This window comes from Agarivorans sp. DSG3-1 (assembly GCF_046774965.1).
Classification (GTDB): domain Bacteria; phylum Pseudomonadota; class Gammaproteobacteria; order Enterobacterales; family Celerinatantimonadaceae; genus Agarivorans.
In genome coordinates this window covers 4543808-4568382 of the sequence record NZ_CP177241.1, presented here as the reverse complement: position 1 = coordinate 4568382, position 24575 = coordinate 4543808, and the positions used below count along the sequence as shown (strand labels likewise).

Here is a 24575-nt window from a genome sequence, read left to right as displayed (position 1 = left end):
ATGCTTATCATTATTTTTATTGTTGACGACTAGTTGTTTCGATGCACGACATAATCAGCCAATGAGGCTAGCAACTCACCATTGTAAGGCAAACTCTCTAAAGCTAACAGCGCTTCTTTACCTAGCAATTCAGCCTTTTCTATGGCGCCGTCCAAGCCTAGCAAACTTGGGTATGTGCTTTTGTTTAGCGCCTCATCAGAGCCTTGAGGTTTTCCTAAAGTATCGGTATCACTAATTATATCTAAAATGTCATCTCTAACTTGAAAAGCTAAGCCTAACGCATCGGCATAACGAGCTAAAGCTTGTTGTTCATTTGGCTGGGTAATATTGGCGCAAATTGCGCCTAGCATCACCGCTGCTTTAATAATAGCGCCGGTTTTATGTTGGTGAACGGTTTCTAACTGCTGCAAGCTTATTGTTTGATTGGTTGCTGCAATATCTAAGGCTTGTCCGCCACACATGCCATTATATCCGGCTGCCTGGCTTAACACTTTTAGCATAGCGACTTTTTGCGCATCACTGGCTGGAGCATCAGCAATTAAACTAAACGCCAAACTTTGCAGGGCATCACCGGCTAAAATTGCAGTGGCTTCGTCAAAGGCGATATGGCAAGTTGCTTGGCCGCGGCGTAGATCATCGTCGTCCATGGCAGGTAAATCATCATGAATAAGCGAATAAGCGTGAACGCATTCAACGGCTGCTGCTGCAGTATTAAGTAGCTCTGTGGAAGCTCCGGTTAATTGACCTACGATATAAACAAGCAGCGGGCGAACTCTTTTTCCGCCTAGCAATAAACCATGGCGCATAGCGGCCAATAAACGCGGGTCGTTTACTGTTTGCTGCTCTAGTATTTGGTCTAAGTGCGCATTAATTTGTGATTGATAGTCAGCGATGGTGCTGGCTAAAGTAGTATTCACTCAGAAGACTCCTGAGACAGCGGTTCTAAAGTATCGCCGTTTGGACCTTGACGAAGTATCTCAACCTGTTGCTGAGCTTGCTGCAGTTTTGCTTGTCCAGCGTTAGCAAGGCCGATACCGCGCTCAAATTGTTTGAGTGAATCTTCGAGGCTTAACTCACCTTGTTCTAATTGTTGAACAATGTCCTCAAGTTCATTTAAAGTCTCTTCAAACTTCATCTTTTCTGGTTTTTTTGCAACCACAGCCAAGGCCTCTCTCATACTTATGCTGGCGCAAAGTTACCCTAGGCGTATAGGCAGGTCAAACATGCGACTCAAGTATTTTTATTTTGGTCGATAAATATAGAAGAGCTTGGTGTGTCAAGATATTGATATGAGAACACAAAATTACCTTCGATTCTGTTTTGGGAGTAGACTAGTATTAGTTTAATTAGAATCTCTAGGCTACAGGTTAAAAGGAAAAAGCAGTGGATTTAGCAACGCTGATTGGGATTATCGGCGCCTTCGCGTTTGTTGTAATGGCGATGGTGATGGGGGGCGGGATTGAGATTTTCATCGATATCCCTTCGGTACTGATTGTTTTTTGTGGTTCGTTATTCGTTGTATTGATGAAATACAACCTCGGCCAGTTTTTGGGTGCAATTAAAATTGCGGCCAAAGCTTTTATGTTTAAGGCCGACAAACCCGATGATTTAATTGAGCGCTCAGTTGAAATGGCTGACGCTGCCCGTAAAGGGGGCTTTTTAGCTTTGGAAGAAGCTGAGATCACCAATCCCTTTATGCAAAAAGGCATTGATATGCTAGTTGATGGTCACGACGCTGACGTAGTGCGTGCCACCATGGAGAAAGATATTTCTCTCACTTCTGAACGCCACGAGTTTGGCGCAGGCATATTCAAAGCTCTAGGCGATGTGGCGCCGGCAATGGGTATGATTGGTACGCTAATTGGTTTGGTAGCGATGTTGTCTAACATGGATGACCCTAAGTCTATTGGTCCTGCCATGGCGGTAGCCTTGTTAACGACCTTGTACGGTGCCATTTTAGCTAATATGGTGGCGATTCCCATTAGTGAGAAGCTATTGCTGCGTGCCGGTGAAGAAAAGCTAAATCGTAGTCTTATTTTAGATGCGGTATTAGGGATCCAAGATGGGCAAAATCCGCGTGTGATCGAAGGCGTGTTGAAAAACTATCTGCCGGAAGGTAAGCGCTCTCTTGGTACAACCGACGAATAGGTGACGCAGTAATGGAAGAACCTTGCAAATGTCCCCCCGAAGGTTTGCCCGCATGGATGGGCACCTTTGCCGATCTTATGTCTTTGTTGATGTGTTTCTTCGTATTGCTATTGGCATTCTCGGAGATGGACGTATTAAAGTTTAAACAAATCGCTGGGTCGATGAAGTATGCCTTTGGTGTGCAGAACCTGTTGGAAGTAAAAGATATTCCCAAAGGAACCTCGGTGATTGCCCAGGAGTTTCGCCCTGGTCGGCCCGAACCCACACCAATTGAAACCATCATGCAGCAGACCATTGACATGACTCAGGCCAAGCTGGAGTTTCATGATGGTGAAGAAGCCGATGCGGGCGGGCAGCAAAAAGCTGCAGGCCAACAGACCGGCGGCCGCGCCTCTGCTACTCAAGCTCAATCTTCACAAAGCCAATCAGAGACTCAAGCTCAGCAAAATGAAACCGCTAAGCGGATTGCTCAACAATTGCGAGACCAAATTGAAGATGGCGCAATTGAAGTAGAGTCATTAGGCCAGCAAATTATTATTCGCGTCCGAGAAAAAGGCGCATTTCCTTCTGGTTCGGCATTTTTGCAGCCTAAGTTTAGGCCGGTAATTCGCCGTGTGGGCGAAGTGATTAAAGATATTCCGGGCATCGTTACGGTGTCTGGGCATACCGATAATCAACAAGCTGAATCGGAGCTGTATCGTTCAAACTGGGATCTTTCTAGCCAACGCGCGGTATCGGTGGCACATGAGCTGATTAAGGTACAAGGGTTTGCCGAAGAACGGTTGATAGTAAGTGGCGTGGCAGATACTCAACCGCTGCTTAAAAACAATACCTTGGAAAATCGTCGCCGCAACCGCCGTGTAGAGATAGGCATTATGCAAGGTAAAGCCTCTCAATCTGGTGAGATCGCGGTCTCCGACGCACAATAGTTATTTACCTCGCCGCTAATACCGGCGAGTTTCTTTTTTTGTCCTCTCTTTTTTACTTCGCTTTGCGTTTTATTCAGAAAAGTATTGCACTTGTTCTTAGCCTAAAATAAACAAGATTGGCTCACTGCCATAACTCGCGGTATAATTCGCGCCCAAATTTATCAAGGCCCCAGAGTTATGAAGTTCATCGTTAAACTATTTCCAGAAATTGCTATGAAGAGTAAGCCAGTTCGCAAGCGCTTCAGCAAAATCCTGCAAAGCAATATTCGTAATGTAATTAGTCCTATCGATGAAACGATTCGCGTACGCCTAGACTGGGATCGAATGGTGGTCACTTCGCGTAACGAAAGCGAAGAAAACCGAGCGGCGGTTATCGAAGCCTTGTCGTCTACACCGGGAATAGTGCATTTTCTAGAAGTATCTCAGCATACTTTTACTGATTTACACAGTATTTATGAACTGACTTATGAGGTGTGGAAAGACCGCTTAAAAGGTAAAACCTTTTGTGTTCGAGTAAAACGTAGCGGTAAGCATGATTTCTCATCAATTGAAGTAGAGCGTTATGTTGGTGGCGGCCTTAACCAGCATTGCGAAAGCAATGGGGTGCGCTTAAAGAATCCAGATGAGACGGTAAAACTAGAGATATCTGACGAAGATGTTTATCTGGTTAAGGCCAAACATGAAGGCCTAGGCGGTTTCCCGATAGCTACACAAGAAAGTGTTCTGTCACTCATCTCTGGCGGCTTTGACTCTGGTGTATCAAGTTACCAGCTCATTAAGCGTGGCGCCAAGGTGCATTATTGTTTCTTTAACCTTGGTGGGCGTGCTCACGAACTAGGTGTTAAACAAGTTGCTCATCATCTTTGGAAACGTTTTGGCTCATCTCATCGGGTGAAATTTGTCGCCGTAGATTTTGACCCAGTGGTAAACGAAATTCTTGAGAAGGTAGACAACGGCCAAATGGGTGTTGTGCTTAAACGAATGATGGTGCGGGCTGCTTCTGAGGTAGCTAAGAAACTGGATATACCAGCCTTGGTGACCGGCGAAGCAGTTGGCCAAGTGTCTAGTCAAACCTTAGTAAACTTAAGCATGATTGACCGGGTATCTGAAACCTTGATATTGCGCCCGCTTATTGCTACCGACAAGCAAGACATTATTGATGTTGCTAAGCGCATTGGCACCAATGATTTCGCGGAAACTATGCCGGAGTACTGCGGTGTTATTTCTAACAAACCGACGGTGAAGGCGGTTGAATCTAAACTGCTTATTGAAGAAGAAAAGTTTGATTTCTCTATACTCGACAAAGTGGTTGAAGATAGCCGCATTACCGATATTCGCGATATTGCTAAAGAAACCGACGAGCAAGTCACCGAAGTTGATAGCGAAGAGGTTGCGCAAGATAAAGAAGCAGTAATATTGGATATTCGCTCTATGGAAGAACTAGAGCTAAAACCCTTTGCAATGGATGGCGTTGAAGTGAAACATATTCCCTTCTTTAAATTAGCCACCCAGTTTGGCGATTTGGATCAAAGCAAGCACTATATGTTGTACTGTGATCGCGGTGTAATGAGCAAACTACAAGCCTTGTACTTACAAGACGCTGGCTTTAAAAATGTTGGTGTTTATAGCAACAAATAGTTCATTTAGCCCTGCTTGAATTAAGCCGACTTTCGTCGGCTTTTTTGTCTGCTAAATAGTTAAAAGTCATTAAAAAATATGAATTTTTGCTACCAGTTAGCATTTTAAACAGCTTTTACTGATAATTGCCTCAAACTAGGAGTTTTATCACACCGTTCACTCTCAGGTGGTATAAACTTAGAGTAGGTTTTAGCACAAAAAGGGGTAGAAGTATGAGCGCTCTATTTTTAGTTACCGCAGTGGGCGAAGATAAACCCGGTACGCTAAATCGCTTAGCCGATATAACGCATTCTCAGCAGGGAAAGTGGCTAAGCAGTCGCGTAGTTAACCTCGATGGGCAATTTGCCTGTATCTTCAAAGTTCAAGTTCCACAAAAAAATAGCCAAACCTTACAAGATGCGCTTCTTAATGTAGACGGTGTTCAGCTTGATATTCACGATTGTAAACCTGCGCATCTATCGCAATCAGAATCTCTGCGCTTAGTGATTGATGCCGAAGATAGACCAGGACTGATTAACGATATTACACGTTTGTTGGTGGGGCATGGGGTGAACGTTAATAAGCTTGAGTGTCATCGTGTTAGTGTGCCGGAGGCCGGAGGGAATGTATTTACTGCCGAGCTTGACCTCATGGTGCCAGACAGTGAAAACACGGCGAGCATTATTGCTGAGATTGAAAGTTTGCAATCGCAAATGGTGGTGAACCAAGCTCACTAAATGTGCGTTAAGCGGGTAAGTTGTAAAGGGCGGCAATAAGCGGCCCTTTTTGTTATTTGCTACTTGAGATTAAACTCTTTCACCGCGTTAAGAATACTGCGAATACTGTATTGGCCAATAAACTTACCATTTTGTACTACGGGCATTCTGCGGCGTTTTTCCTTAATCAGTTTTTCTGCTACTGCCAGTATGTCCATGTCAGTGCCAATAACATCCACCTCTTCAGTCATAAAATCGGCAACACTTCCACCAATCTCTCCGTGGTAAGTACCTTTTAAAATCGCCTGTAAACAGTCTATTTCAGAAATGACTCCAACCACTTCACGTTGCTGGTTTATTACTGTGGCACCCGATACTTTTGCAGCAAGCATGATGTCGATAGCCTCAAACAACGAGGTAGTAGGTTGTACCGTTACCGGATTTTTAGTCATGTAATCGATCGCGCGAATAGAGGTTAACGCCATGCTTTCTTCCTTAAAATTGCAGGGTTTCTTTAAGATATGAATAAAAAAAACGCTTTTTGTCCAGTTGTTTGTATAAAAAACTAGTGCGAGTTAAAAAAACCAGGGTGACTTTAAAATAATTGTAGATGCTATGTTACGTAATAGCCTGATTATTTAGCTTAAAGGCATTTTCGTTCAAAGTACTTACCCAGATAACACTCGGTAGACTGCGACCTTGGTAGTAGAGTGTAAATACTGTGAACAATGAATACCTTAGTCTTTTAAGATAAGCGTTACACTTAAGCCTAATTAGCTAAAAGCAAAAGCGAGACAGCTGGAATGAGCCAACGCAAATTGCATGACTTGTTTTCTCCAAAATCTATTGCGGTGATTGGTGCATCAAACCGTGCTTTACGCCCCGGCAACGTGGTGATGAAGAACTTGATGAGTGCTGGGTTTAATGGCCCAGTAATGCCGGTAACCCCTAAGTATAAAGCCGTGCTGGGCGTGCTTGCTTACCCGAGCATTGAGAAGTTACCGCAGCGGCCCGATTTAGCGGTGGTGTGTGTGAACGCCACTCGCCTGCCAGAGGTAATAGAAAAGCTGGGTCAGTTTGGCTGTAAGGCGGCCATTATTACTGCCGGTGGTTTAGACATAAGTGTTGATGAACCACAGCAAACGGTTACCGAGCAAATACTCGCATTGGCTCAACGCTACGGTATGCGTATTTTGGGGCCGAACAGTTTAGGCATTATGCTGCCCCAGCTTGGGCTTAACGCGTCTTTTGCTCATGCTAATAGCCAAGTTGGAAAAATTGCTTTTGTGTCTCAATCTGCTGCGGTGTGTACCACAGTACTTGATTGGGCTAATGATAAAGGCATAGGTTTTTCCTCGTTTATTTCCCTAGGAGATGCGTTAGACATCGACTTTGGTGAGCTACTCGACTATTTGTCTCGAGATGCCAAAACCCAAGTAATTATGCTGTATATCGATTCGGTAAAAGATACTCAACGTTTCATGTCTGCGGCGCGGGCAGCCTCGCGTAATAAAGCAATTTTGGTGATTAAATCTGGGCGCAGTAGTGTGGGGGCCAAGGCGGCTTCTTTACATACTGGTGGCCTAGTGGGCAACGATGCGGTTTACGATGCGGCTTTTAAGCGTGCTGGTATGCTGAGGGTTAAAGATTTACATGAGTTATTCGCTGCAGTAGAAACGCTGACCTATGCCAATCCTTTGCAAGGTGAACGACTAGCCATTTTGAGTAATGGCGGTGGTCCAGCAGTATTGGCGGTTGATGCCTTGATGGAGCGCGGCGGTAAGCTAGCTGAGTTTTCCGAAGAGACCTTAGCGAAGTTGTCTGAAGTTTTACCTAGCGCATGGTCGGGGCAAAACCCCTTAGATATTGTTGGTGATGCCGATCCTTCACGTTATGCCCAAGCCTTAGACATTGTCGCAAGTAGCGGTGAAGCTGATGCCTTGTTACTAATGCACGCGCCGTCGGCATTGGCGGGAGCCGAGTCTACCGCTGAGGCGTTAATCAAGGTGATTAAGCAAGATAGCAAAGCACGGCGGTTAAATATTCTCACCAATTGGATGGGAGAAGCCACGGCGTACCCAGGGCGTATGGCATTTACCAAAGCGGGCATTCCCACTTACCGCACCCCAGAGGGAGCGGTGGGTGCGTTTATGCACATGGTAGAATTTAGGCGTAATCAGAAACTGCTCTCAGAAACCCCAAGTACTGCTGTGGAAACCGCCGTTGACCAAAGCGCGAAGCAGATTTTGCAAAGTGCTCTAGAACAGCAAAAATTTGTATTAGAAACCCATGAAGCTAAACCTTTGCTGCAAGCTTTTGGTTTGCAAACTATCGATACATGGTTGGTGCATGATGTGGCAGAAGCTATCGCGTGTGCCGAAGATATTGGTTACCCGGTGGCGCTGAAAATTCAATCCCCAGATATTTTGCATAAATCCGATGTACACGGTGTCAGTCTAAACATTAACAACCAACAAGAGCTTAAGATTGCCGCAGAATCAATGCTGGATAGGGTTCAGCAGGCCTACCCTCAAGCCAGAGTTGAAGGGATGGTTTTACAGCGCATGGCCTTAACCGCTGGAGCACAAGAGTTGCGAGTGGCAGTGATTAACGACCCGGTGTTTGGCCCTGCGATATTTTTAGGCGAGGGGGGCTCGGAGTGGGATGAAACCCAAGATGCCGCAGTAGCTTTGCCGCCACTGAATATGAGTTTGTCCCGTTACTTGGTAATTTCTGCCCTTAAGGCGCAAAAAATTAGAGACCGGCGTTTGCCTAATGGGCTAAAAATGGAAGCCTTATGTACCATGCTCACCCGCTTATCTGATTTGGTGATTGATTGCCCAGAGATTGCTCGTTTAGACCTTAACCCGGTACTCGCAGCAGGCGATAACATTACCTTGCTAGATGTAAATATGCGCTTGCAAGCGGCTGAGCAAGGCTTAGGACAGCGCTTGGCAATTCGCCCCTATCCCAAAGAATTAGAAGAATATTGCCAGATTAAAAATGGTAGCAAAGTATTGCTGCGTCCTATTTTGCCAGAAGACGAACCCAAGCATTTAGCCTTTGACTCTTCACTTACCGAAGAAGACCGTTACAAGCGCTACTTTGGCGCGAGAGGGCAAATGACGCATGAAGAGATGGCGCTGCTTACGCAAATTGATTACGCCCGCGAGATGGCTTTTATTGCGGTAGACGAGAGCGCTGAAGACGACCGAGCCATCCTTGGCGTAGTAAGGGCGAGCATTGATCCAGATAACCTTGATGCAGAGTTTGCCATGGTGGTAAGAAGTGACTTACAAGGTCAGGGTTTAGGCAAGCAGCTACTGCAAAAGCTTATTGCTTATTATCAGGCAATGGGCACCCAAACCTTGAGTGGGATGACAATGATTCAAAACCGAGGCATGGCAGGCTTAGCCAAACATTTAGGGTTTAGAGTGAAGTTTGAACTGGAAGATGGGGTGATAGAAATGCAGTTAGATTTACAAACTGCTGAAAGAGTAACACCAGCCTAAGAGTGAATCCTTAGGCTGTAAAATGTAAAACTTAAGGGCCTAGAGACTAAAAGCAACAAACTGCTGCATTACAGCGCAGTTTGCATCTATCCGTTGGTCAAAGTCTTCCAGTGCAGGGGTTTCGCTACAAGCGCCCCTTTTAGCCCCTAATCTTACCAAGCAAGATTCAAACGAGGTATCGTAGTGGTTGTGGATTAAGCCCTTATCTAAGGGGCAACCATCGATACTGTTGTCCGCAGCCACTTCAAAAAAGCCCGCTAAGCTGTCGCGTAAACTAAGGCTAAATGCACCGGCGGCTTGTTCAGGCTCAAAAGAATAGACATAACAGTTATGCTGCAGCACGTCTTCGTGGCAAGTGAGTATGCCATCTGTACTAAGTGCTTTTAGCAAGTCTTGTTGAGCAATCAGCAGTTTGCCTTCTGCAGAGCTATCGGCACTTTCAAGCGCACGTCCGGCGGCAAACTCAAAACCTCGGTTAGGGTTTTCACCATATTGGTTGAAACGATGGCCGGCTTTAAACCCAGTAGGGTTTACCAGTGGCAGTAAACTAAGATTAATCTTGTTGAAAACCTCACTATCTAGCTGTGAGAGAAACTTTAACATGCCCCAAGGCCCAGCTGCTTCTTCACCGTGAAAACCAGCACTAATCAGTAAGTTTGGGCGTGAAGAGTGCGGGTTAGGAGATTGGTAAAGATCAAGTGGGTAAGCGTCAACTTCACCAAGTGTTTGCTGCTGCATTCCTAAACGCTGCATTTGCTCGGCGAGTAAAGAATAAAAGCTATCAATATCATTGCTGGCACTTTTGAACTGGCTCGATTGCCAATGAAACTGTTGAAATGAAGAACGGCTCACAAGCTAAGCTCCTGCATGTTATGTGATGAATAGGCTAACACTACCAGCACTTTTGCTTGAGCTCTAGTGTCATTCACTATTTTAGCCTCGGTATTGTTATTGGCTGGCCATAAGCTAAAGTGTTTTAGGAACATGGGCTTAAATGCGTTTTATAAAGATGGTTTTAGGTAGCAGGTTTAGCTGAATAATGAGAATGCTAAATATTAATCGTCATCATCATCGGGGTGTGAATTCACCACTTCTAATAGTTCTTGCTCCAATAGCTCGGCAATGGCTTGGTGTTTTTTATTCAGGTAAAAGTAGCTTGTGATTTCGATAAAGTGTTGGTTAAAGCAGGATTTGATTTGCTGTTTCTCTTGAGCGCTGTAGATAAATTCGACCGAGCGCTTGCTGGCTGCAAAGTAGTCGGCGCGACCTCGCCGCAGCATTTCTACCATTAGTTTTGGCGAGGATACTTTCTCAAAGCCAACGTCAGAGAGTTGATAAAAAATGTTGAAGTAGGGGATACCACTTAAACCAACCGGCTTAAAGTTACTCAGCTGGTCAGGGTGGGAGACGCAGTTCTGATCGTGAGGCACCCAAATCCACAACTTTGAAGATTCAATAGGCACATCTATTTTCAGCATGTTGTCAGTTTTTCTGCTGGGAATATCGTAAGGAAAAGCTTCACCATCTAATAGGTTTAACTCTAACAAGCGACTGGCTCGCGCTTCAGGCAGGGGGATTAGTTCGAGCTCAATATCAATTTGTCTAGCAGCCTCTACTAAGTAATCTAAACCCGGTTCATCTTCACCTTCATCTAAATCAAAGTCGAGCACAGCTACCTTCATTAGCGCCGCAGCGATAACTGAAGTACTGAGTAGACTTAAACTTAAACAAGCCACAAGGTTTTTCAAGAGATTGCTCTTACCAGTTGAATACCCTCAGTATAGGGGGATTTTTTATCTTAACTAACGAATACTACTCATTTTTAGTAAGTTGTGAAGCGCGCTAAAAATATTCGGCGATGGCTAAATAGCGCTGGCGAATATGCTCAATAAGTAATTTGATTTTTTTCGGTTGTTGGCGAGTGAAAGGATAGACCGCGTAAATACCGAGTACTTTGGCGGCTTGGCCTACCAATATCTCCTGTAAGCGCCCTGCGGCTAAGTCTTCATGTACCAAGCAGCGAGGTACATAAATTACCCCGTGTCCTGCTATTGCTGCGGTTCTTAAGGCTCTGGCATTGTTGGTACTAAAGCCACTGTTTACTCGAACGGCTTGAGTTTGCTGCTTACTGTGAAACATCCACTCCTCAGCGCCACCTTCTTGGTAGCTGTAGCTTAAGCAGCGATGTTTGGTGAGCTCGTCGGGTGTCCACGGAATACCTCTCTTCGCCAAGTAGCGGGGGCTGGCAACCACCACCCAATGTGAGTCAATAATGTGGCGAGCAATCAACGAGGAATCAGGCAAGCTGCCGGTTCTAATCGCCAAGTCAAAACCGCCTTCTAATAAGTCTACAAAGCGGTTATCCATCGACATATCCACGCTAATGTCTGGGTATTGCTCACAAAACGACGCTAAGGCTTCTGCCAGCAGTAATTCGCCAGAAATGGTGGGCACACTGATTTTAATTTTCCCGCTCAGGCTTTCTCCGTATTCGCCTACCTCCGCAAAGGCTTCTTGTGCGCTTAGCGCAATATCTTTGGCTTGAAGAAATAGCGCTTGGCCTGCTTCGGTTAGCGAGAGTTTACGGGTAGTGCGATATAGCAGTTGTACCGATAGCTCTTGCTCTAAACGAGCCACTCGTTTGCTAATCACTGAGTTAGTAAGCTCTCGTTGTTCCGCAACGCGGCTAAAGGATCCTTGCTCAACTACATTGGCAAACAAAATTAAGTCATCTACATTTGGCATTTTTTGGAAATAATTAATTTCTTTGTTTCTATATATGGATAAATGTCGAAGGTGTAAAGTAAATGTTAATAAAAAGTGTGTTTTAGCCTCGGCTTTGTGTGAACTCTCACATTTGGCCTTTGGCACTAAGGTCTTATTTTAGCCAGCGGAGCTTCAACTAAAATAAGCCAATAAACACTAAATCAGCATGACTAGTTTGCATGAGGTAGGGAATGAACCAAGCAGGATTAAGGATGTATCCGAGCAAGCCAAGCAAAGTGTATTTTTATGCCACTTGTTTGTTAGACGTGCTTGACCCCAACGGCGGATTAGCCGCAATTGAACTACTGGAACGCGAAGGCATAGAAGTGATGTGGGTGGAAAAACAAAGTTGCTGTGGCCAACCTGCTTACACGTCCGGTTATCAAGACCAAGCCAAAACGGTCGCCTTAAGTCAAATGGCATTATTCCCCAACAACTACCCGGTAGTGGTAATGTCTGGCTCCTGCGCGGGTATGATGTTTAAACACTATGCCGACTTATTTGCAGCCAGTGAACATGCCGAAAAAGCACAAGCATTTAGCCAAAGAGTGTTTGAATTTAGTGAGTTTTTGGCACGAGTATGCCGAGCAAACCTAACGGACACGGGCGAAGCTAGCTCAGTGGTATTGCATACATCCTGCAGTGGCCGACGAGAAATGGGCATACATACAAGCTCTGAGGCCTTATTGGCTCAGTTAGATAATGTTGAACTCAAACAAGCCGCTTACGATACCGAATGCTGTGGCTTTGGTGGCAGCTTTGCATTGCGGCATGCCGAGATTAGCCAAGCGATGGTGGAAGACAAAGCCTCTCATTTAAAGCAATCGGGAGCCGACTACTTAGTGAGTGCCGATTGGGGCTGCTTGGCCAACATTAATGGCCACTTAGCCTATCGTGGCGAGGCCAGCATGTTTAAAGGCCAACACTTAGCCAGCTTTTTATTAAAGCGCACTAAACCCGCTAGTGAGGCTAAAGCATGAGTGTACAACATTACCAAGCAAGCCAATTTAAACGCCAAGCCAGCGAATCGCTCGCCGACCAACAACTACGCCAGAACTTTCGCGGCGCCATGGATTACTTACAAAAAAAGCGCAAAGACGCCTTCAGTGATGAAGACGAATTAGCGCAATTACGCTTACACGCCGAGAACATTCGCCAGCGTTGCTTAAGTAAGTTACCGCAGTTGCTAGAGCAGTTAGAGCAAAATTGCCAAGCAAACGGTATTCAAGTGCATTGGGCCGAAGATATCCGCCAAGCCCAACAGCTGATTGCTGATTTAATCCAGCAAGCAGGGGGCAAAAAAGTAGTAAAAGGTAAGTCGATGGTGACCGAGGAAATCGAGCTAAATCACCATCTGGAAAGCCTAGGTATAGAGTGCGTAGAAAGTGATATGGGTGAGTATATTGTGCAGCTAGCAGAAGAAACGCCTTCGCACATTATTATGCCTGCTATCCATAAAAATAAGCAGCAAGTGGCGGATTTGTTCTTAGAGCATATCAAGGATTTTAATTATACCTTGTCGGTAGACAAGTTGATCCAAACCGGTCGAAAAGCCTTACGTAACAAGTTTAAGCAAGCCGATGTGGGCATTTCTGGGGTGAACTTTGCGGTTGCCGAAACAGGCACCCTTTGTTTGGTGGAGAATGAAGGCAATGGCCGCATGACCACCACCGTGCCACCCCTGCATATTGCGGTGACCGGTATAGAAAAAGTGGTGGAGCATTTAAGCGATGTGCCGCCACTGTTTAGTATTTTAACTCGCTCGGCCACTGGCCAGCACATTACCACTTATTTCAATATGATTTCGGGGCCGCGCCGTTCGCCAGAGCGCGATGGCCCGCAGCAAGTTCACTTGGTGTTATTAGACAATGGCCGTTCGCAAGCTTATGCCGATGACGCTTTGCGTAAAACCTTGCAGTGTATTCGCTGCGGCGCATGTATGAATCATTGTCCCGTCTATACCCGCGTGGGTGGGCACGCATATGGCACCACCTATCCTGGCCCCATTGGTAAAATTATTTCCCCGCATTTACAAGGTTTAGAGCAAACCAGTGACTTAGTCACCGCCTCTAGTTTATGCGGTGCTTGTGAAGAGGTTTGTCCGGTGAATATTCCTATTCCCAGCTTGCTGCAGCGCTTGCGTCACGATGCAAAAATGCCTGCGGAGAGCGGCATTTCGTCACTAAAAGGCCAAGCCAGTGCTGCCAGTTTTAGCGAACACAATGCTTGGCGTTTTTGGGCGTGGTTAAGCACTCATCCAAAGATCTATCACCTCGCCACTCGCATGGTTTTAACCTTAGCGAGATTTATTCCTTTGCCTATGGGGGCGTGGACCCGTTGCCGTTCTAAACCAGAATTGGCATCACAGAGTTTTCATCAGCAAATGAAACAACGGGCAAATAAAGGAGCGAGCTTATGAGCAACGCAAGTGCATTGGCAAAAGCCAATATTATGCAGCGTTTAAGTGCGGTATCTGCGCTTAGCCCTAAAACGTCTGCTGGTAGCCATCAAGCGTGGCAAAGCCCTAGCCATGAGGTTTGCTTAACACGATTTAAGCAGCAACTAACCAACGCCCATGCTGAAGTGATAAGCATACCCAATGTAGAACAATTAACTGGAAGCTTGATTGAGTTAGCGGAGTTGCACCAATGGCAAAGCGCCATGTTAGGCACTGGGGGAGAGTGGTATCAGCTGTTTACTCAGGCTTTAACACCGCGACTAAAGCTTGGTGTTTTTGAGCAAGATTTTGAGCAGCACAAGTCAGATTTATTCAACAATACGTCGGTAAGCTTAACCGGGTGTGACGCAGGAATTGCCGACACCGGAACCTTGGTGCTTAAACCTAGTGCAGAAGAGCCGCGCAGTTTGTCGCTATTAGCGCCGTGTCATGTGGCTGTTATTAAAGCCAGTCAAATCGTAGATAGCTTTGCTTTGTTAATGGCTCAGCAGCAATGGCACCAAGGGCTGCCCAGTAATGTGGTGCTTATATCTGGGCCATCTAAAACGGCTGATATTCAGCAAACCTTAGCGTACGGCGCGCACGGCCCCAGCGAATTAATTGTGATAGTGATTGAGGGCGAATAAGCCGCCAAAAAGTATTTAATTGCTAATTATTGATAGTAAATGGAACAGGATTACACCATGAATCAAGCCAACAGCCCGGCGTTAGAGGGATCTTACCAACAACTGTTTGACCAGCTTGCCGCAGAGTTGTTACCCGAACAGCTGATGACCAGCCACGCTCAAACGCTGGCTTACGGCACCGATGCCAGCTTTTACCGTTTGATTCCCAAGTTAGTGGTAAAGGTAAATAACTTAGCGCAGTTGCAGTTGGTCATGGCTAGCTGTGCCCAATTAGCGCTGCCTTATACTTTTCGCGCAGCCGGGACCAGTTTATCGGGGCAAGCCATTTCAGATTCGGTATTGATATTGTTAAGTGATGATTGGCGCCAGCATCAGATTCTGGAAGACGGCGACAAAATTAGCTTACAGCCCGGTGTTATTGGCGCAGATGCCAACCGCTACTTAGCGCCTTTTCAGCGCAAAATAGGCCCTGATCCCGCCTCCATTAACGCGTGTAAAATTGGCGGTATAGCGGCCAATAATGCTTCGGGAATGTGCTGCGGCACGGCGCAGAATTCTTATCACACCATGGCGTCTATTACGGTGGTATTTTCTGACGGCACGGTATTAAATACCGGTGACCCGCACAGCGTAGCGGCCTTTAAACGCAGCCATCAAGGTTTGTTAGAAGGGCTGTCAGAACTCGCTCAAAGCACTCTGCAAAACAAAGACTTAGCCGACAAAATTCGCCATAAATATCGGCTGAAAAATACCACCGGTTACAGCCTTAATGCGCTGGTGGATTTTAGTGATCCCTTCGATATTTTACAGCACCTGATGATTGGCTCTGAGGGCACTTTAGCCTTTATTGCCGAGCTGACTTATAACACCGTGGTAGAACATCCACACAAAGCATCAAGCTTGTTGGTATTTGCCGATAGCGACACAGCATGTAAAGCGGTACAAGTATTGGCCGACCAGCCGGTAGCCGCGGTAGAACTAATGGACGGCCGCGCGCTGGCTTCTGTGGCAGACCAACCGGGCATGCCAGATTTTATTGCCAGCTTAGACATGCAGGCCTGCGCTTTACTAGTGGAAGCGCGCAGTAGCCAAGCCGATGAACTGACCTCGCTCTGTCAACAAGTGATGGATAGCGTGGTCAGTTTCCCCCGCATCGGTGAGGTTGCGTTTACCACTAAATCGTCAGAAACCGCCGCCCTATGGGCCATTCGTAAAGGCATGTTCCCCGCAGTGGGTGCAGTGCGGGAAACCGGCACTACGGTAATTATTGAAGACGTAGCCTTTCCGGTCGAGCGCCTAGCCAATGGTGTACACGAACTGCAAGCCTTGTTTACCGAGCATGGTTATCACGAAGCGATTATTTTTGGCCATGCCTTAGCGGGCAACCTGCATTTTGTATTCACCCAAGGTTTTGAAGACCCAGCAGAAGTCGCGCGTTATGGCCGCTTTATGGACGCCGTTAGCCAACTTGTAGCGGTTAAATACCAAGGTTCGTTAAAAGCCGAGCACGGTACAGGCCGCAATATGGCGCCGTTTATCGAGCTAGAGTGGGGCAGTGAGGGAGTAGCGCTTATGCAACAAATTAAGCAGCTATTTGACCCTCAAGGTTTGCTTAATCCCGGGGTGATTCTTAATCAAAATAGCCAAGCGCATCTAGAAAATTTAAAACCAATGCCAGCCGCCAACGAGCTGGTGGATAAGTGTATTGAGTGTGGTTTTTGCGAACCCGTGTGTCCATCGCGCAGTTTGAGCCTTAGTCCACGGCAGCGTATTGTATTATATCGAGAGCTTAGTGAATTGCGCCGCAGCGGCAGTAATGCTAAGCGTTTAATCCAACTAGAAAAAGACTTTAAGTACCAAGGAGTAGATACCTGTGCCGCGGTAGGCTTATGCGCCGACCGTTGCCCTGTGGGGATCAATACCGGAGATCTAGTTCGCCAATTACGCGAGCAACATTACGCCAAGTATAAAAATATCGCGCGTTGGACAGCCGATCATTTCTCAAGTGTGGCTAGCATCACGCGTTTAGGGTTAGGAACCGCTGAGTTAGGCCAAAAAGTGCTTGGTTCCAGCGCGATAAGTTCTATTAGTAAAGGCATTACAAAAGTCTCAGCGGGTAAGGTGCCAACCTGGAACCCTGCTTATCCCACCCGCGCCAAATACCAGCCGCCACAGCCGCGTTTTCACAAAGATAAAGTGGTATACATTCCCTCTTGTGCGGCGCGTACTATGGCGCCACAAGCCGATGCCATAGATCCTCGGCCATTGGTAGAGGTAACTTGTAACGTGCTGGAAAAAGCTGGCTTTGAGGTAATTATTCCCGACAAGGGAGATGATTTGTGTTGTGGCATGCCTTATCACAGCAAAGGCATGCTCGATATTGCTACAGATAAATCCCAACAGCTTGAGAACATTATTTGGCAGCTTAGCGAGCATGGACGTTGGCCTGTACTCATGGATACCAGCCCTTGTGCTAAGCGCAGCCAAGAGCAATTTACTCAGCCTCTCGATATTTACGAACCGATTGGTTTTATTCATCAGCATGCCCTAGATAAACTAAACATCGCCAAGCTAGAACAACCCATAATGCTGCATTTAACCTGCAGCTCGCGCCGTATGGATATGCACGATCCCTTGCTAGACATCGCCAATCGCTGCGCCCAGCAAGCTATATTGCCCGAGCATATCTATTGCTGCGGCTGGGCGGGCGACAAAGGCTTTACCACTCCTGAGTTAAATCAAGCTGCGCTAGCGCCATTAAAAGCCCAAGTACCAGAAGGCTGTACTCGTGGTTACAGCAATAGCAGAACTTGCGAAATTGGTTTATCGCACCACAGCGGCGTAGCGTATCAGTCTATTTTGTATTTGGTAGATGAAGTGAGTTTATAGGTGTTTTGGGGCTAGCTAGGCAAATATTTGATCGAGTATTTACCTAATCTTGTTACTGGGAGAAGCATTCTAAGCTTAACTCGCCTTTCGATTCTTTAAGGTTAACGTACACCGACACATTCTGGCTTGGATTTTCTCTCGGGGAACTTCTTACTGTTGTTATAGCGTCTCCGTTTTTTACCATAACCTGAAATTGACTAATGAATGGTTTTTGTACGCTCGTTTCTAAAGTCGCTGCTGTTGTGAGGGCAATGCTCAACGCTGCTGTGTCAATTATTGAGTGAAGGTTAGCGTCATCATTTATATTCAGAGAAATAGTTGGGACGGGAATGACCGCGGGTTTTCCTAGAATAAAGCCTTCGTTGATTAGCATACAAGCAATATCTGTAGCGCCGACGCTTCCCGCAAGTGCAGTATTGCTTGCAACTGTTAGCAAGAGGAAAGTGCAGAAATGGTTTAGAGCTCTAAGTTGATTCATAAATACCTTAGTAAAAAATACCTTTTCCAAGCTTTATCTCAAGCTAGCAGCGTAGCCTACCAATCTATTTTGTATTTGCTAGATGAAGCGAGTTTGTTGGTGTTTGAGAGCTAGTCAGGCAAATGCCTTGACTAGCATTTTGCCTGATTTGAGCGAAGGCTTACCAAGTTTAATGGAGCGGTTTCGCTCATGGTTTATCCTAAACTAAATCACTAATCATTATGTTTGCTAAGTGACGTCTTACTTCAACCTAGGATTAAAGTGTTGCCAGCTTTCTAACTCTGTTACTGGTAGTTGGCTAATAATCTTATATAGTAAGTGCTCAGCCTTATCAGCTTGGCTTTGGTCGCCTTGGTAAAAATCTATCGAGTAATTAACGATAAAGTGCAAGCCTTCGGCGTAAGGAGCGGCTAGGTTGTTTAAAGATATATCAACCTTAAGGGGCCACAGTTGAGGCCACCGCTTAGCTTGCTCCGGCGCGTGCTGCTCTAACCATGCTAACATTAAGTCGTGAAACTTTTCTTCATACATATCATGGCCAAATGACCACCAACGTTGCCGCTCATCTTCACTGTCGAGTTTTTCATGTACAAAGTGTTGTTGCCATTGCTTAAATAACTCAGGGCTAATTTTAAAGCGCATTTTTTGGTAGCGACTGCTACGCAATTTTTCAACAAAAAAGCTGTCTTGGTGTTTAATGTCGAGGCACACTTGCTTAAAGGCAGGGATGTGTTCGGCTAGGGGTAATAAGCAGTTTAATACTTGCTCGCGCGCTTGGTTATAGCCTTGCAAACGTGGGTTAAGCGCTCCAGCGTCACTAAATAGCCCTTCGTCGATTAGGCTCCATAAATAACGTTTAAACTGGTGTTCTACTTGCATACGATGGGGGATGTTACGGCTATGCGCTTCTAAGGGCAGCTGTTTAAAGGCCGACACTAAATAATCGAGGCGTTTTAGCCATAAGGGCGGGCAAGCGTTGAACTCTGCGCAGTGCATCCATGAGACAACATTACCTAAGATATCACGGCACATGTTTAAGGGCTCTATGCTTAACTGCCAGCCCGGGTGATTGGGATCGAGAACATTTTCTACGCGGCGTTGCGGGGTAAACGCATCGCCCAATAGCCAATCCACCACTGCTAAACGCTGTTCAATACTCTGGCTTTGATGGGGCTCTGGAGCATGGGAAGAAAATTGGCGCATTAAGCTATCAGCAAAGCGCGGTATATCATCACTGCGAATTTCCAAAGGCTCTTTAGATGGTCGCTTTATGCCCAAGGTAGGCAGTACCATTAATAAATAACTGATGCTTTGCGGGCTAATGATTGGGTAAAGAGTAAGCAGCCTTTCGACCGATACTTCACCAAAGTGCTTGGGGGCAAGCTCTCCAGTAAAATAATAGTGTTTAATCGCCTTGGCATCGCTGCGTTTAAATTGGCTGTAAGATTTTTCTAAGTGAATATCCCATAGGCGCTGACGCTCAGCCTGCCATTGCGGGTTATTAGTGTTTTGCGCCAGCTCGCTGGCGAGTGGCTCTGGTAGGGGAGTAAAACTAGGTGCGGGCATGTTGCTGTTCCTTCAGCGTTAACGGTTTGGGCTGTTTACTCAAATTCAGCGTCATCACAGCTTTGGTTTATCGATAAACTGACTAGCGGGAAGGGCTTAAAAAAAGCGTCTAGCGCTTCGGCTAACTCTTCCGTATCTGGGCCAGATAAAAACTCTACCGTTAGTTGGCCTTGTTTATAGTCGGCTTGCTCCGCATATATATCGGGGAAGGCATCGAGTATTTCTTCAAAATCGTCACCGCTATCGGGGCGTATTTCATCAAACAAATCTTGCAGTTGGTGGCCAATGGTATTGGCCATAAATAACTTAGCAATGGCTTGCCACTGTGGGTGATGTTCTGCTTGGCCTTGTAGTTTAAGTAATACGATGTCTGTCATGTTAGCTCCTATTTTTAATAAATGTCGATGTGTGGTACATCCAGCTTTCGAGGGCTGTAATTGGCAATTGTTCCAATAGTGCCACTAAAGCCTGCTCAGCTTGCTGGGTATCACAATTTGAAGAGCATCGCGTATCGCATTCAAAAAGTAAGGCGTAGTTTTTGTGATAGGGCTTTTGCAGTAGGGATATTCCTACATCTATGTTTAAGGCACGAATAGCTAACCACTGTTCGGTAAGCTGGGGGGCGAGTTTAGCCAGTAAACTAAGCACTAAATCTGGATTGTCGGGGTCGTCGGGGGCGTCGGGGGCAACTCGAAGGTCTACAAAACCCCAATACGTTTCGCTTTGACCTTCTCTTGGCTCAAGTTCGTTAAAGTGCTGCTGCCAAATTTTAAGGTTAGCTTCATCCAAACCAATTTGTATATTAAGTACTTCGGCATACTCGAGTATTGGTTTAAAAAAGGCCGAGGGGGCTTGAAGGTCGCTCAATAGTTGTTTCAAAAGAGGGCGCTGCTCGGCGGCCATAGTTACAGTAGTAATAAGTTGCGAGTGTTTATCTTTAAGCGCCTGTAAACGGGGCGATAAGCTTGCTGTGGCGCTGCTTATGCCCATGGCGAGCGCAATCCATAAATACGTTTTTGTGTCTTGTTTATCTTCGTCTTTATCCCAGTTGGCTGTTAAATAACTATCTGGTAGGGCGGCAATCAGTGATGCAAGATAGTTGGGGCGTTGCCACAATATACTTGGGCGTAGGTCACTATTGTTAGCCAATTCTGACATTAGCCTTAACAGTAGTCGCAATAACAATTTATCGGTGGTTATAGTAAGTGGCCAGCCGGGGTGGTCGGGCTGGTAACTGTGTTTTATTGGGCGATTGTTTTGGTAACAGCTACCAAATAGCCAATCAAAAATGTCAAGTTTGGCGCCCTCGTTAAGCTGGTTAATTGCCCACCGTGGCATTGCGCTAAACTCAGCGCCAACCAGCGCGCTTAGATATTCGATTAAGCAATCGGCAACGGTTTTACGCTCATCGTCATTCATCTTCATGCCTTCGAGTAAAGGCAGAAGGGTGTCGATTAAGTAACAGATACTGTCTGGGCTAATCACTGGGAATAGGTCAAATAAATAAGGAAGGTGTTCGTAGTCGAGCAGTTTTTTATCTATCTGCCCGCTAAAAAAGCACAGTTTAAGCGCATTAATTTTGCTGCGTTTATATTCGGCATAGATTTCACCTAAGTGGTCATCCCATAGCTGTTGGCGTTGTGCCTGCCAGTTTGGGTTGTTAACCAGCGTGGCGACTTGCTGGGCTAAGTGCGCAGGCATATCACTCATGTCTATTATTGGCATGCTGTTCCTTCAGCGTAAATCTCGCGCCAACTATGTCCTTTATTATTTATTTTGTCAAAAACGAAGAGTGATAAACATGATGAATAACATGGTGTTAATCATGTTTAGGAGTGTTTGTTGGGTTTCTTTTTGATAGCAGTGCGAAACCTGATATCAAGGTTTTAACTATCAGGTTTGAGCTTGTAGTGATAGGGACGCTAAACACCATTAAACGCTCAAAAATTAACTCGCGTAGTTTACTGGTCTTTTTATCATACAAATAGATTGTTATCATATTACGACTCAACTTTTGGATAAGAATTCGCAATGAACAAAGACACTAGCCTGCAAGCCGCTAAGGTATTACTTAGCAATCGCAATACCGATCAAAAAGTTGCGCGTTTAGCGCCTGAACTTCGCCCTCATACCATTGATGACGCGCTAGAGATACAAGCGGCAATGGCTGAATTACGCCAAGATAAGATTGGTGGCTGGAAGTGTTTATTACCGCCAGCAGAAGACAAAGTGATTGTGGCGCCTATTTTCACTGCCGATGTGCAAAGCGGCATCCATTGTGAGCTAATGGCCGATACCGGCATTGCTAAAATTGAACCAGAAATCGCCTTTGTATTAGCCAAAGACTTACCGGCTCAAGCTGAAGATTATAGTGAAGCGCAGATTAACGACGCGATTGGCGATTGCCACATGGCTTTAGAACTTATTCAGCGCCGCTTTGCCGACAGTGAAGAGGCTGCTTTTTTAGAAGTGCTAGCCGATGGCTTAGTAAACCGCGGTTTGTACTTGGGGCCTAAACTAGATAAAGCCAAGGCGTTTGCCGCCAGCAGCATTCAGTTAAGCCTTAGTCAAAACGACAATAAACAAAGCTTTGAGGGCAAGCACCCGAATCAACACCCTGTCAGCCCTATTTACTGGCTAATTAACTTTATGAGCAAGCGAGGCGTAAGCTTTAAGGCTGGAGAAGCGCTTATTACTGGCTCTTACGCTGGCATTGTAGAGTTGGAGTTTGATGTTGATACCTTGATTGAGTACCAAGATTTAGGCGCTTATCAAGTTAAGCTGGTAAAAGCCCAAGCTAGTTAGGGGAAAGTGGGAACGTTACAGGGCAATAAAAAAGGGAAAAACCATGCTTGGTTTTTCCCTTATTAGCGATTAACTCAGAGCTATTTATTTAGCAAAGTTAATAATTGGGAAACACTTGAAGAAACCATTGTCTGCACAGTTAATTAAACCAATTTGAACGCCGTCAATAGTATTCGTTTTGTTGAATATGCCTAACTGGAAGTTAGATTTTTCAGAAATACTGGCAACACCTATATCTGCTTTAGTGTAGCCTTCAGAGTAGTTAACTGCACTCCAGTTTAAGCCATTAACATCGTTAGTTACGTTCACTGCTGCTAAGTTAACACCGGTAGTTGAGCCTGTGTTCCAGTTAAATAAACCTAAAGAAGCACCTTTCATTTCTTCGGTCACTTTAGCGCCACCAAAGAATAAACCAAAGTTAACACCGGTAGTGCGTTTGGTTTCAGACATACCTAGTACAGAAAAATCTACACCTTTTACTTCGTCTACCTGGCCGTGAAGAACCGATAAACGTACGCCGCCAACTGCGTCAGCATCAGGTGCATTGTAGCCATTCATTGTTGAGAACATAACAGGTGCGCTAGCCATTGCAGGGGCAGAGACAAAAGCAGCTAAAACTAAAGCAGGGATGAATTTTTTCAAAGGTAAATCTCCAAAACACACATCGATATCTTTGCTCTCATATCAATGTGTTAGTCAATTAAATAGGGCGCGAAGTATACATTAGAGATAGGTAATTGAAATACCGCATTGCTTATATCTACTATACGTCCTTTGTAAACTATTTGTTCCTAGTTAAATGGATCGCTGTATTTCTCATCGGCCAGCATATCGTGGTCGCTTAGGGTGTTTAAAAACGCGATCAGTGCTTGTTTTTCATCTTCGCTAAAGTTGAATTTTACCGCTTGGCCATCTGAGCCTAATAGTGGCGCTCTTAAGTTGGGGTGAAGCTGAATACCGCTGCTATAGTGCTCTATTACTTCATCTAAGTTGGTAAAACGGCCGTCATGCATATAGGGCGGGCGAATGGCAATGTTACGTAGTGACGGCGCTTTAAATTTACCGTTATCGTTAGCTGTGCCGGTGGTTTCTGCAATACCTAAATCGTCACTAGACTCTGCATCTAGCCCGTTAACGGTTGATGTAGTCGTACCTACTGGGCCATTTGGTATCGGGCCAACAAAGGCTTCGCTTACATGGCATCCGGCGCAGTTAGCACTGTCACCATTTTCAAGCTCTCTTGGTAGAAGGAAAAGATCTTTGCCAAGGTTTTCTTGAGCGCTAAAGCCGGGAAAATCCAAGCGTGGAGATTGTACTTCGGCTCGGGCGAGGTCGTATTTGGCAGTGGTGCTTACCATGCTTCTTATAAACTGCGCCAAGGCTTTTGATATGCGGTCACTTGAAATGCTTTGGTCGCCAAAGGCATCGTTAAATAGCGCAGGATAATAGGCTTGATTAGCCACTATTTCTTCTAGCTCGGCTAAAATAAGCCCCATTTCCACTGGGTCTTGAAAAGGCATGAGTACTTGTTCTTCTAAGGTGGCGGCACGTTCGTCCCAAAAGAAGCTGCCGCTAAAGTAAAAGCGCGCATTGACTATGCTCATCGAATGGCGGCGGGTTAGCTCACCGTTAAAGCCTTGGCTGAGCACTTTGGGATCGGAAAAACCGTGCTCGGCTAAGTGGCAAGAGGCGCAGGCCGTAGTGCCATTGGCACTCAGTTTTTTGTCGTAAAACAATACTCGGCCTAGGGTTGCACCGGCATCGGTTATTGGGTTGTCTACTGGGGTATTGTCGAATTCAATAGCGGCATGTTGAAACTGAGATTGCGCGGGGAAGTTGTTTTCGGTGTAGTGCGTCGGCAGCGCAATGTTGGCGTAATTAAAGTGTTCACTGGGTAAGTTGAGTTCAGTTTCTGGTTCGATAACTGGTGGAGTAGTCTCTGAGTCATCGTTGTTGCTGCTGGATTCAGTTCCTCCACCGCATGCGCCGAGTAGTAAAACCATGCTTAGTTGTAACGCAATGTGCTTGTTCTTCACTGAAATGTACCTTAAAAATCCTTTTTTTT

At 45.7% G+C, this 24575-nt stretch carries 22 protein-coding genes; 10 read left to right on the top strand and 12 right to left on the bottom strand.

The window, feature by feature from the left end:
- Positions 1 to 29 precede the first annotated feature (29 nt).
- Together ispA and ACLD71_RS21235 are read right to left on the bottom strand one after the other, a co-directional pair.
- The gene (ispA, locus tag ACLD71_RS21240; protein WP_411991992.1) at positions 30 to 917 is read right to left on the bottom strand and encodes a (2E,6E)-farnesyl diphosphate synthase; all 888 of its coding nucleotides are present in this window, start codon (positions 915 to 917) and stop codon (positions 30 to 32) included.
- Positions 914 to 1177, bottom strand: a complete 264-nt coding sequence (locus ACLD71_RS21235; protein ID WP_137671713.1) for an exodeoxyribonuclease VII small subunit — start codon at positions 1175 to 1177, stop codon at positions 914 to 916. The genes ispA and ACLD71_RS21235 overlap by 4 nt, the downstream gene beginning before the upstream one ends.
- Positions 1178 to 1383: 206 nt before the next feature.
- On the opposite strand from ACLD71_RS21235, the gene pomA reads away from it, so the two are divergent.
- The 4 genes from pomA (at position 1384) to ACLD71_RS21215 (ending at position 5431) form a co-directional block, all read left to right on the top strand.
- Positions 1384 to 2148 carry a flagellar motor protein PomA gene (pomA, locus tag ACLD71_RS21230; RefSeq protein ID WP_137671712.1) on the top strand — a complete coding sequence of 255 codons (765 nt, stop codon included), beginning with the start codon at positions 1384 to 1386 and terminating at the stop codon, positions 2146 to 2148.
- 11 nt (positions 2149 to 2159) lie between these two features.
- Positions 2160 to 3077 (top strand): flagellar motor protein MotB, encoded by a 918-nt coding sequence (locus ACLD71_RS21225; protein ID WP_303510990.1) that lies wholly within the window; start codon positions 2160 to 2162, stop codon positions 3075 to 3077.
- Between the two features lie 177 nt (positions 3078 to 3254).
- Entirely contained in the window at positions 3255 to 4715 is a 1461-nt protein-coding gene (gene thiI / locus ACLD71_RS21220) for a tRNA uracil 4-sulfurtransferase ThiI (protein WP_411991990.1), read from the top strand.
- Between the two features lie 212 nt (positions 4716 to 4927).
- Positions 4928 to 5431 carry a glycine cleavage system protein R gene (locus tag ACLD71_RS21215; RefSeq protein ID WP_411991988.1) on the top strand — a complete coding sequence of 168 codons (504 nt, stop codon included), beginning with the start codon at positions 4928 to 4930 and terminating at the stop codon, positions 5429 to 5431.
- Between the two features lie 59 nt (positions 5432 to 5490).
- Here ACLD71_RS21215 and ACLD71_RS21210 read toward each other — a convergent pair whose 3' ends face one another.
- Positions 5491 to 5895 (bottom strand): CBS domain-containing protein, encoded by a 405-nt coding sequence (locus tag ACLD71_RS21210; protein WP_137671708.1) that lies wholly within the window; start codon positions 5893 to 5895, stop codon positions 5491 to 5493.
- 318 nt (positions 5896 to 6213) lie between these two features.
- On the opposite strand from ACLD71_RS21210, the gene ACLD71_RS21205 reads away from it, so the two are divergent.
- Entirely contained in the window at positions 6214 to 8922 is a 2709-nt protein-coding gene (locus tag ACLD71_RS21205) for a bifunctional acetate--CoA ligase family protein/GNAT family N-acetyltransferase (RefSeq protein WP_137671707.1), read from the top strand.
- A 39-nt stretch (positions 8923 to 8961) separates the two neighbouring features.
- On the opposite strand, the gene ACLD71_RS21200 is transcribed toward ACLD71_RS21205, so the two are convergent.
- The 3 genes from ACLD71_RS21200 to ACLD71_RS21190 form a co-directional block, all read right to left on the bottom strand.
- Positions 8962 to 9774, bottom strand: coding sequence for a M14 family metallocarboxypeptidase (locus ACLD71_RS21200; RefSeq protein WP_411991986.1), 813 nt, complete (start codon positions 9772 to 9774; stop codon positions 8962 to 8964).
- A 203-nt stretch (positions 9775 to 9977) separates the two neighbouring features.
- Positions 9978 to 10670: a hypothetical protein gene (locus ACLD71_RS21195; RefSeq protein ID WP_137671705.1), complete on the bottom strand. Its 693-nt coding sequence runs from the start codon at positions 10668 to 10670 to the stop codon at positions 9978 to 9980.
- A 94-nt stretch (positions 10671 to 10764) separates the two neighbouring features.
- Complete coding sequence (locus ACLD71_RS21190; protein ID WP_411991984.1) at positions 10765 to 11667, bottom strand: LysR family transcriptional regulator; 903 nt, start codon at positions 11665 to 11667, stop codon at positions 10765 to 10767.
- Positions 11668 to 11900: 233 nt separating this feature from the next.
- Between ACLD71_RS21190 and ACLD71_RS21185 the strand changes: the two genes are divergently transcribed.
- From ACLD71_RS21185 to ACLD71_RS21170, 4 genes are read left to right on the top strand one after another with little or no spacing between them, the layout of a single operon-like run.
- A complete protein-coding gene (locus ACLD71_RS21185; protein WP_411991982.1) occupies positions 11901 to 12668 on the top strand; it encodes a (Fe-S)-binding protein in 768 nt (255 codons plus the stop codon).
- On the top strand, positions 12665 to 14107 hold the full coding sequence (locus tag ACLD71_RS21180; RefSeq protein ID WP_411991980.1) for a LutB/LldF family L-lactate oxidation iron-sulfur protein: 1443 nt from the start codon (positions 12665 to 12667) through the stop codon (positions 14105 to 14107). Before ACLD71_RS21185 ends, ACLD71_RS21180 begins: the two co-directional genes overlap by 4 nt.
- Entirely contained in the window at positions 14104 to 14772 is a 669-nt protein-coding gene (locus ACLD71_RS21175; protein WP_411991978.1) for a LutC/YkgG family protein, read from the top strand. The genes ACLD71_RS21180 and ACLD71_RS21175 overlap by 4 nt, the downstream gene beginning before the upstream one ends.
- A 57-nt stretch (positions 14773 to 14829) precedes the next feature.
- Positions 14830 to 17661, top strand: coding sequence for an FAD-binding and (Fe-S)-binding domain-containing protein (locus ACLD71_RS21170; protein WP_411991976.1), 2832 nt, complete (start codon positions 14830 to 14832; stop codon positions 17659 to 17661).
- A 52-nt stretch (positions 17662 to 17713) separates the two neighbouring features.
- On the opposite strand, the gene ACLD71_RS21165 is transcribed toward ACLD71_RS21170, so the two are convergent.
- The 4 genes from ACLD71_RS21165 to ACLD71_RS21150 form a co-directional block, all read right to left on the bottom strand.
- A complete protein-coding gene (locus ACLD71_RS21165; RefSeq protein ID WP_411991974.1) occupies positions 17714 to 18139 on the bottom strand; it encodes a hypothetical protein in 426 nt (141 codons plus the stop codon).
- Positions 18140 to 18379: 240 nt separating this feature from the next.
- A complete protein-coding gene (locus ACLD71_RS21160) occupies positions 18380 to 19705 on the bottom strand; it encodes a hypothetical protein (protein WP_411991972.1) in 1326 nt (441 codons plus the stop codon).
- A gap of 35 nt (positions 19706 to 19740) precedes the next feature.
- A complete protein-coding gene (locus tag ACLD71_RS21155) occupies positions 19741 to 20082 on the bottom strand; it encodes a hypothetical protein (protein WP_411991970.1) in 342 nt (113 codons plus the stop codon).
- 1 nt (position 20083) lies between these two features.
- On the bottom strand, positions 20084 to 21430 hold the full coding sequence (locus ACLD71_RS21150) for a hypothetical protein (protein WP_411991968.1): 1347 nt from the start codon (positions 21428 to 21430) through the stop codon (positions 20084 to 20086).
- A gap of 306 nt (positions 21431 to 21736) precedes the next feature.
- On the opposite strand from ACLD71_RS21150, the gene ACLD71_RS21145 reads away from it, so the two are divergent.
- On the top strand, positions 21737 to 22510 hold the full coding sequence (locus tag ACLD71_RS21145) for a hydratase (RefSeq protein WP_411991966.1): 774 nt from the start codon (positions 21737 to 21739) through the stop codon (positions 22508 to 22510).
- A gap of 84 nt (positions 22511 to 22594) precedes the next feature.
- Here the strand turns inward: ACLD71_RS21145 and ACLD71_RS21140 are convergent, their stop codons facing one another.
- Entirely contained in the window at positions 22595 to 23152 is a 558-nt protein-coding gene (locus tag ACLD71_RS21140; protein WP_411991964.1) for a VC2662 family protein, read from the bottom strand.
- A gap of 149 nt (positions 23153 to 23301) precedes the next feature.
- Positions 23302 to 24546, bottom strand: coding sequence for a cytochrome-c peroxidase (locus tag ACLD71_RS21135; RefSeq protein ID WP_411991962.1), 1245 nt, complete (start codon positions 24544 to 24546; stop codon positions 23302 to 23304).
- Positions 24547 to 24575 lie beyond the last annotated feature (29 nt).

Bases quoted from the DNA above. Each gene is read 5' to 3' on its own strand.
- ACLD71_RS21235 (WP_137671713.1), bottom strand. From the start codon at position 1,177: ATGAGAGAGGCCTTGGCTGTGGTTGCAAAAAAACCAGAAAAGATGAAG.
- ACLD71_RS21225 (WP_303510990.1), top strand. From the start codon at position 2,160: ATGGAAGAACCTTGCAAATGTCCCCCCGAAGGTTTGCCCGCATGGATG.
- thiI (WP_411991990.1), top strand. From the start codon at position 3,255: ATGAAGTTCATCGTTAAACTATTTCCAGAAATTGCTATGAAGAGTAAG.
- ACLD71_RS21215 (WP_411991988.1), top strand. From the start codon at position 4,928: ATGAGCGCTCTATTTTTAGTTACCGCAGTGGGCGAAGATAAACCCGGT.
- ACLD71_RS21210 (WP_137671708.1), bottom strand. From the start codon at position 5,895: ATGGCGTTAACCTCTATTCGCGCGATCGATTACATGACTAAAAATCCG.
- ACLD71_RS21205 (WP_137671707.1), top strand. From the start codon at position 6,214: ATGAGCCAACGCAAATTGCATGACTTGTTTTCTCCAAAATCTATTGCG.
- ACLD71_RS21190 (WP_411991984.1), bottom strand. From the start codon at position 11,667: ATGCCAAATGTAGATGACTTAATTTTGTTTGCCAATGTAGTTGAGCAA.
- ACLD71_RS21185 (WP_411991982.1), top strand. From the start codon at position 11,901: ATGTATCCGAGCAAGCCAAGCAAAGTGTATTTTTATGCCACTTGTTTG.
- ACLD71_RS21180 (WP_411991980.1), top strand. From the start codon at position 12,665: ATGAGTGTACAACATTACCAAGCAAGCCAATTTAAACGCCAAGCCAGC.
- ACLD71_RS21175 (WP_411991978.1), top strand. From the start codon at position 14,104: ATGAGCAACGCAAGTGCATTGGCAAAAGCCAATATTATGCAGCGTTTA.
- ACLD71_RS21170 (WP_411991976.1), top strand. From the start codon at position 14,830: ATGAATCAAGCCAACAGCCCGGCGTTAGAGGGATCTTACCAACAACTG.
- ACLD71_RS21165 (WP_411991974.1), bottom strand. From the start codon at position 18,139: ATGAATCAACTTAGAGCTCTAAACCATTTCTGCACTTTCCTCTTGCTA.
- ACLD71_RS21160 (WP_411991972.1), bottom strand. From the start codon at position 19,705: ATGCCCGCACCTAGTTTTACTCCCCTACCAGAGCCACTCGCCAGCGAG.
- ACLD71_RS21155 (WP_411991970.1), bottom strand. From the start codon at position 20,082: ATGACAGACATCGTATTACTTAAACTACAAGGCCAAGCAGAACATCAC.
- ACLD71_RS21150 (WP_411991968.1), bottom strand. From the start codon at position 21,430: ATGCCAATAATAGACATGAGTGATATGCCTGCGCACTTAGCCCAGCAA.
- ACLD71_RS21145 (WP_411991966.1), top strand. From the start codon at position 21,737: ATGAACAAAGACACTAGCCTGCAAGCCGCTAAGGTATTACTTAGCAAT.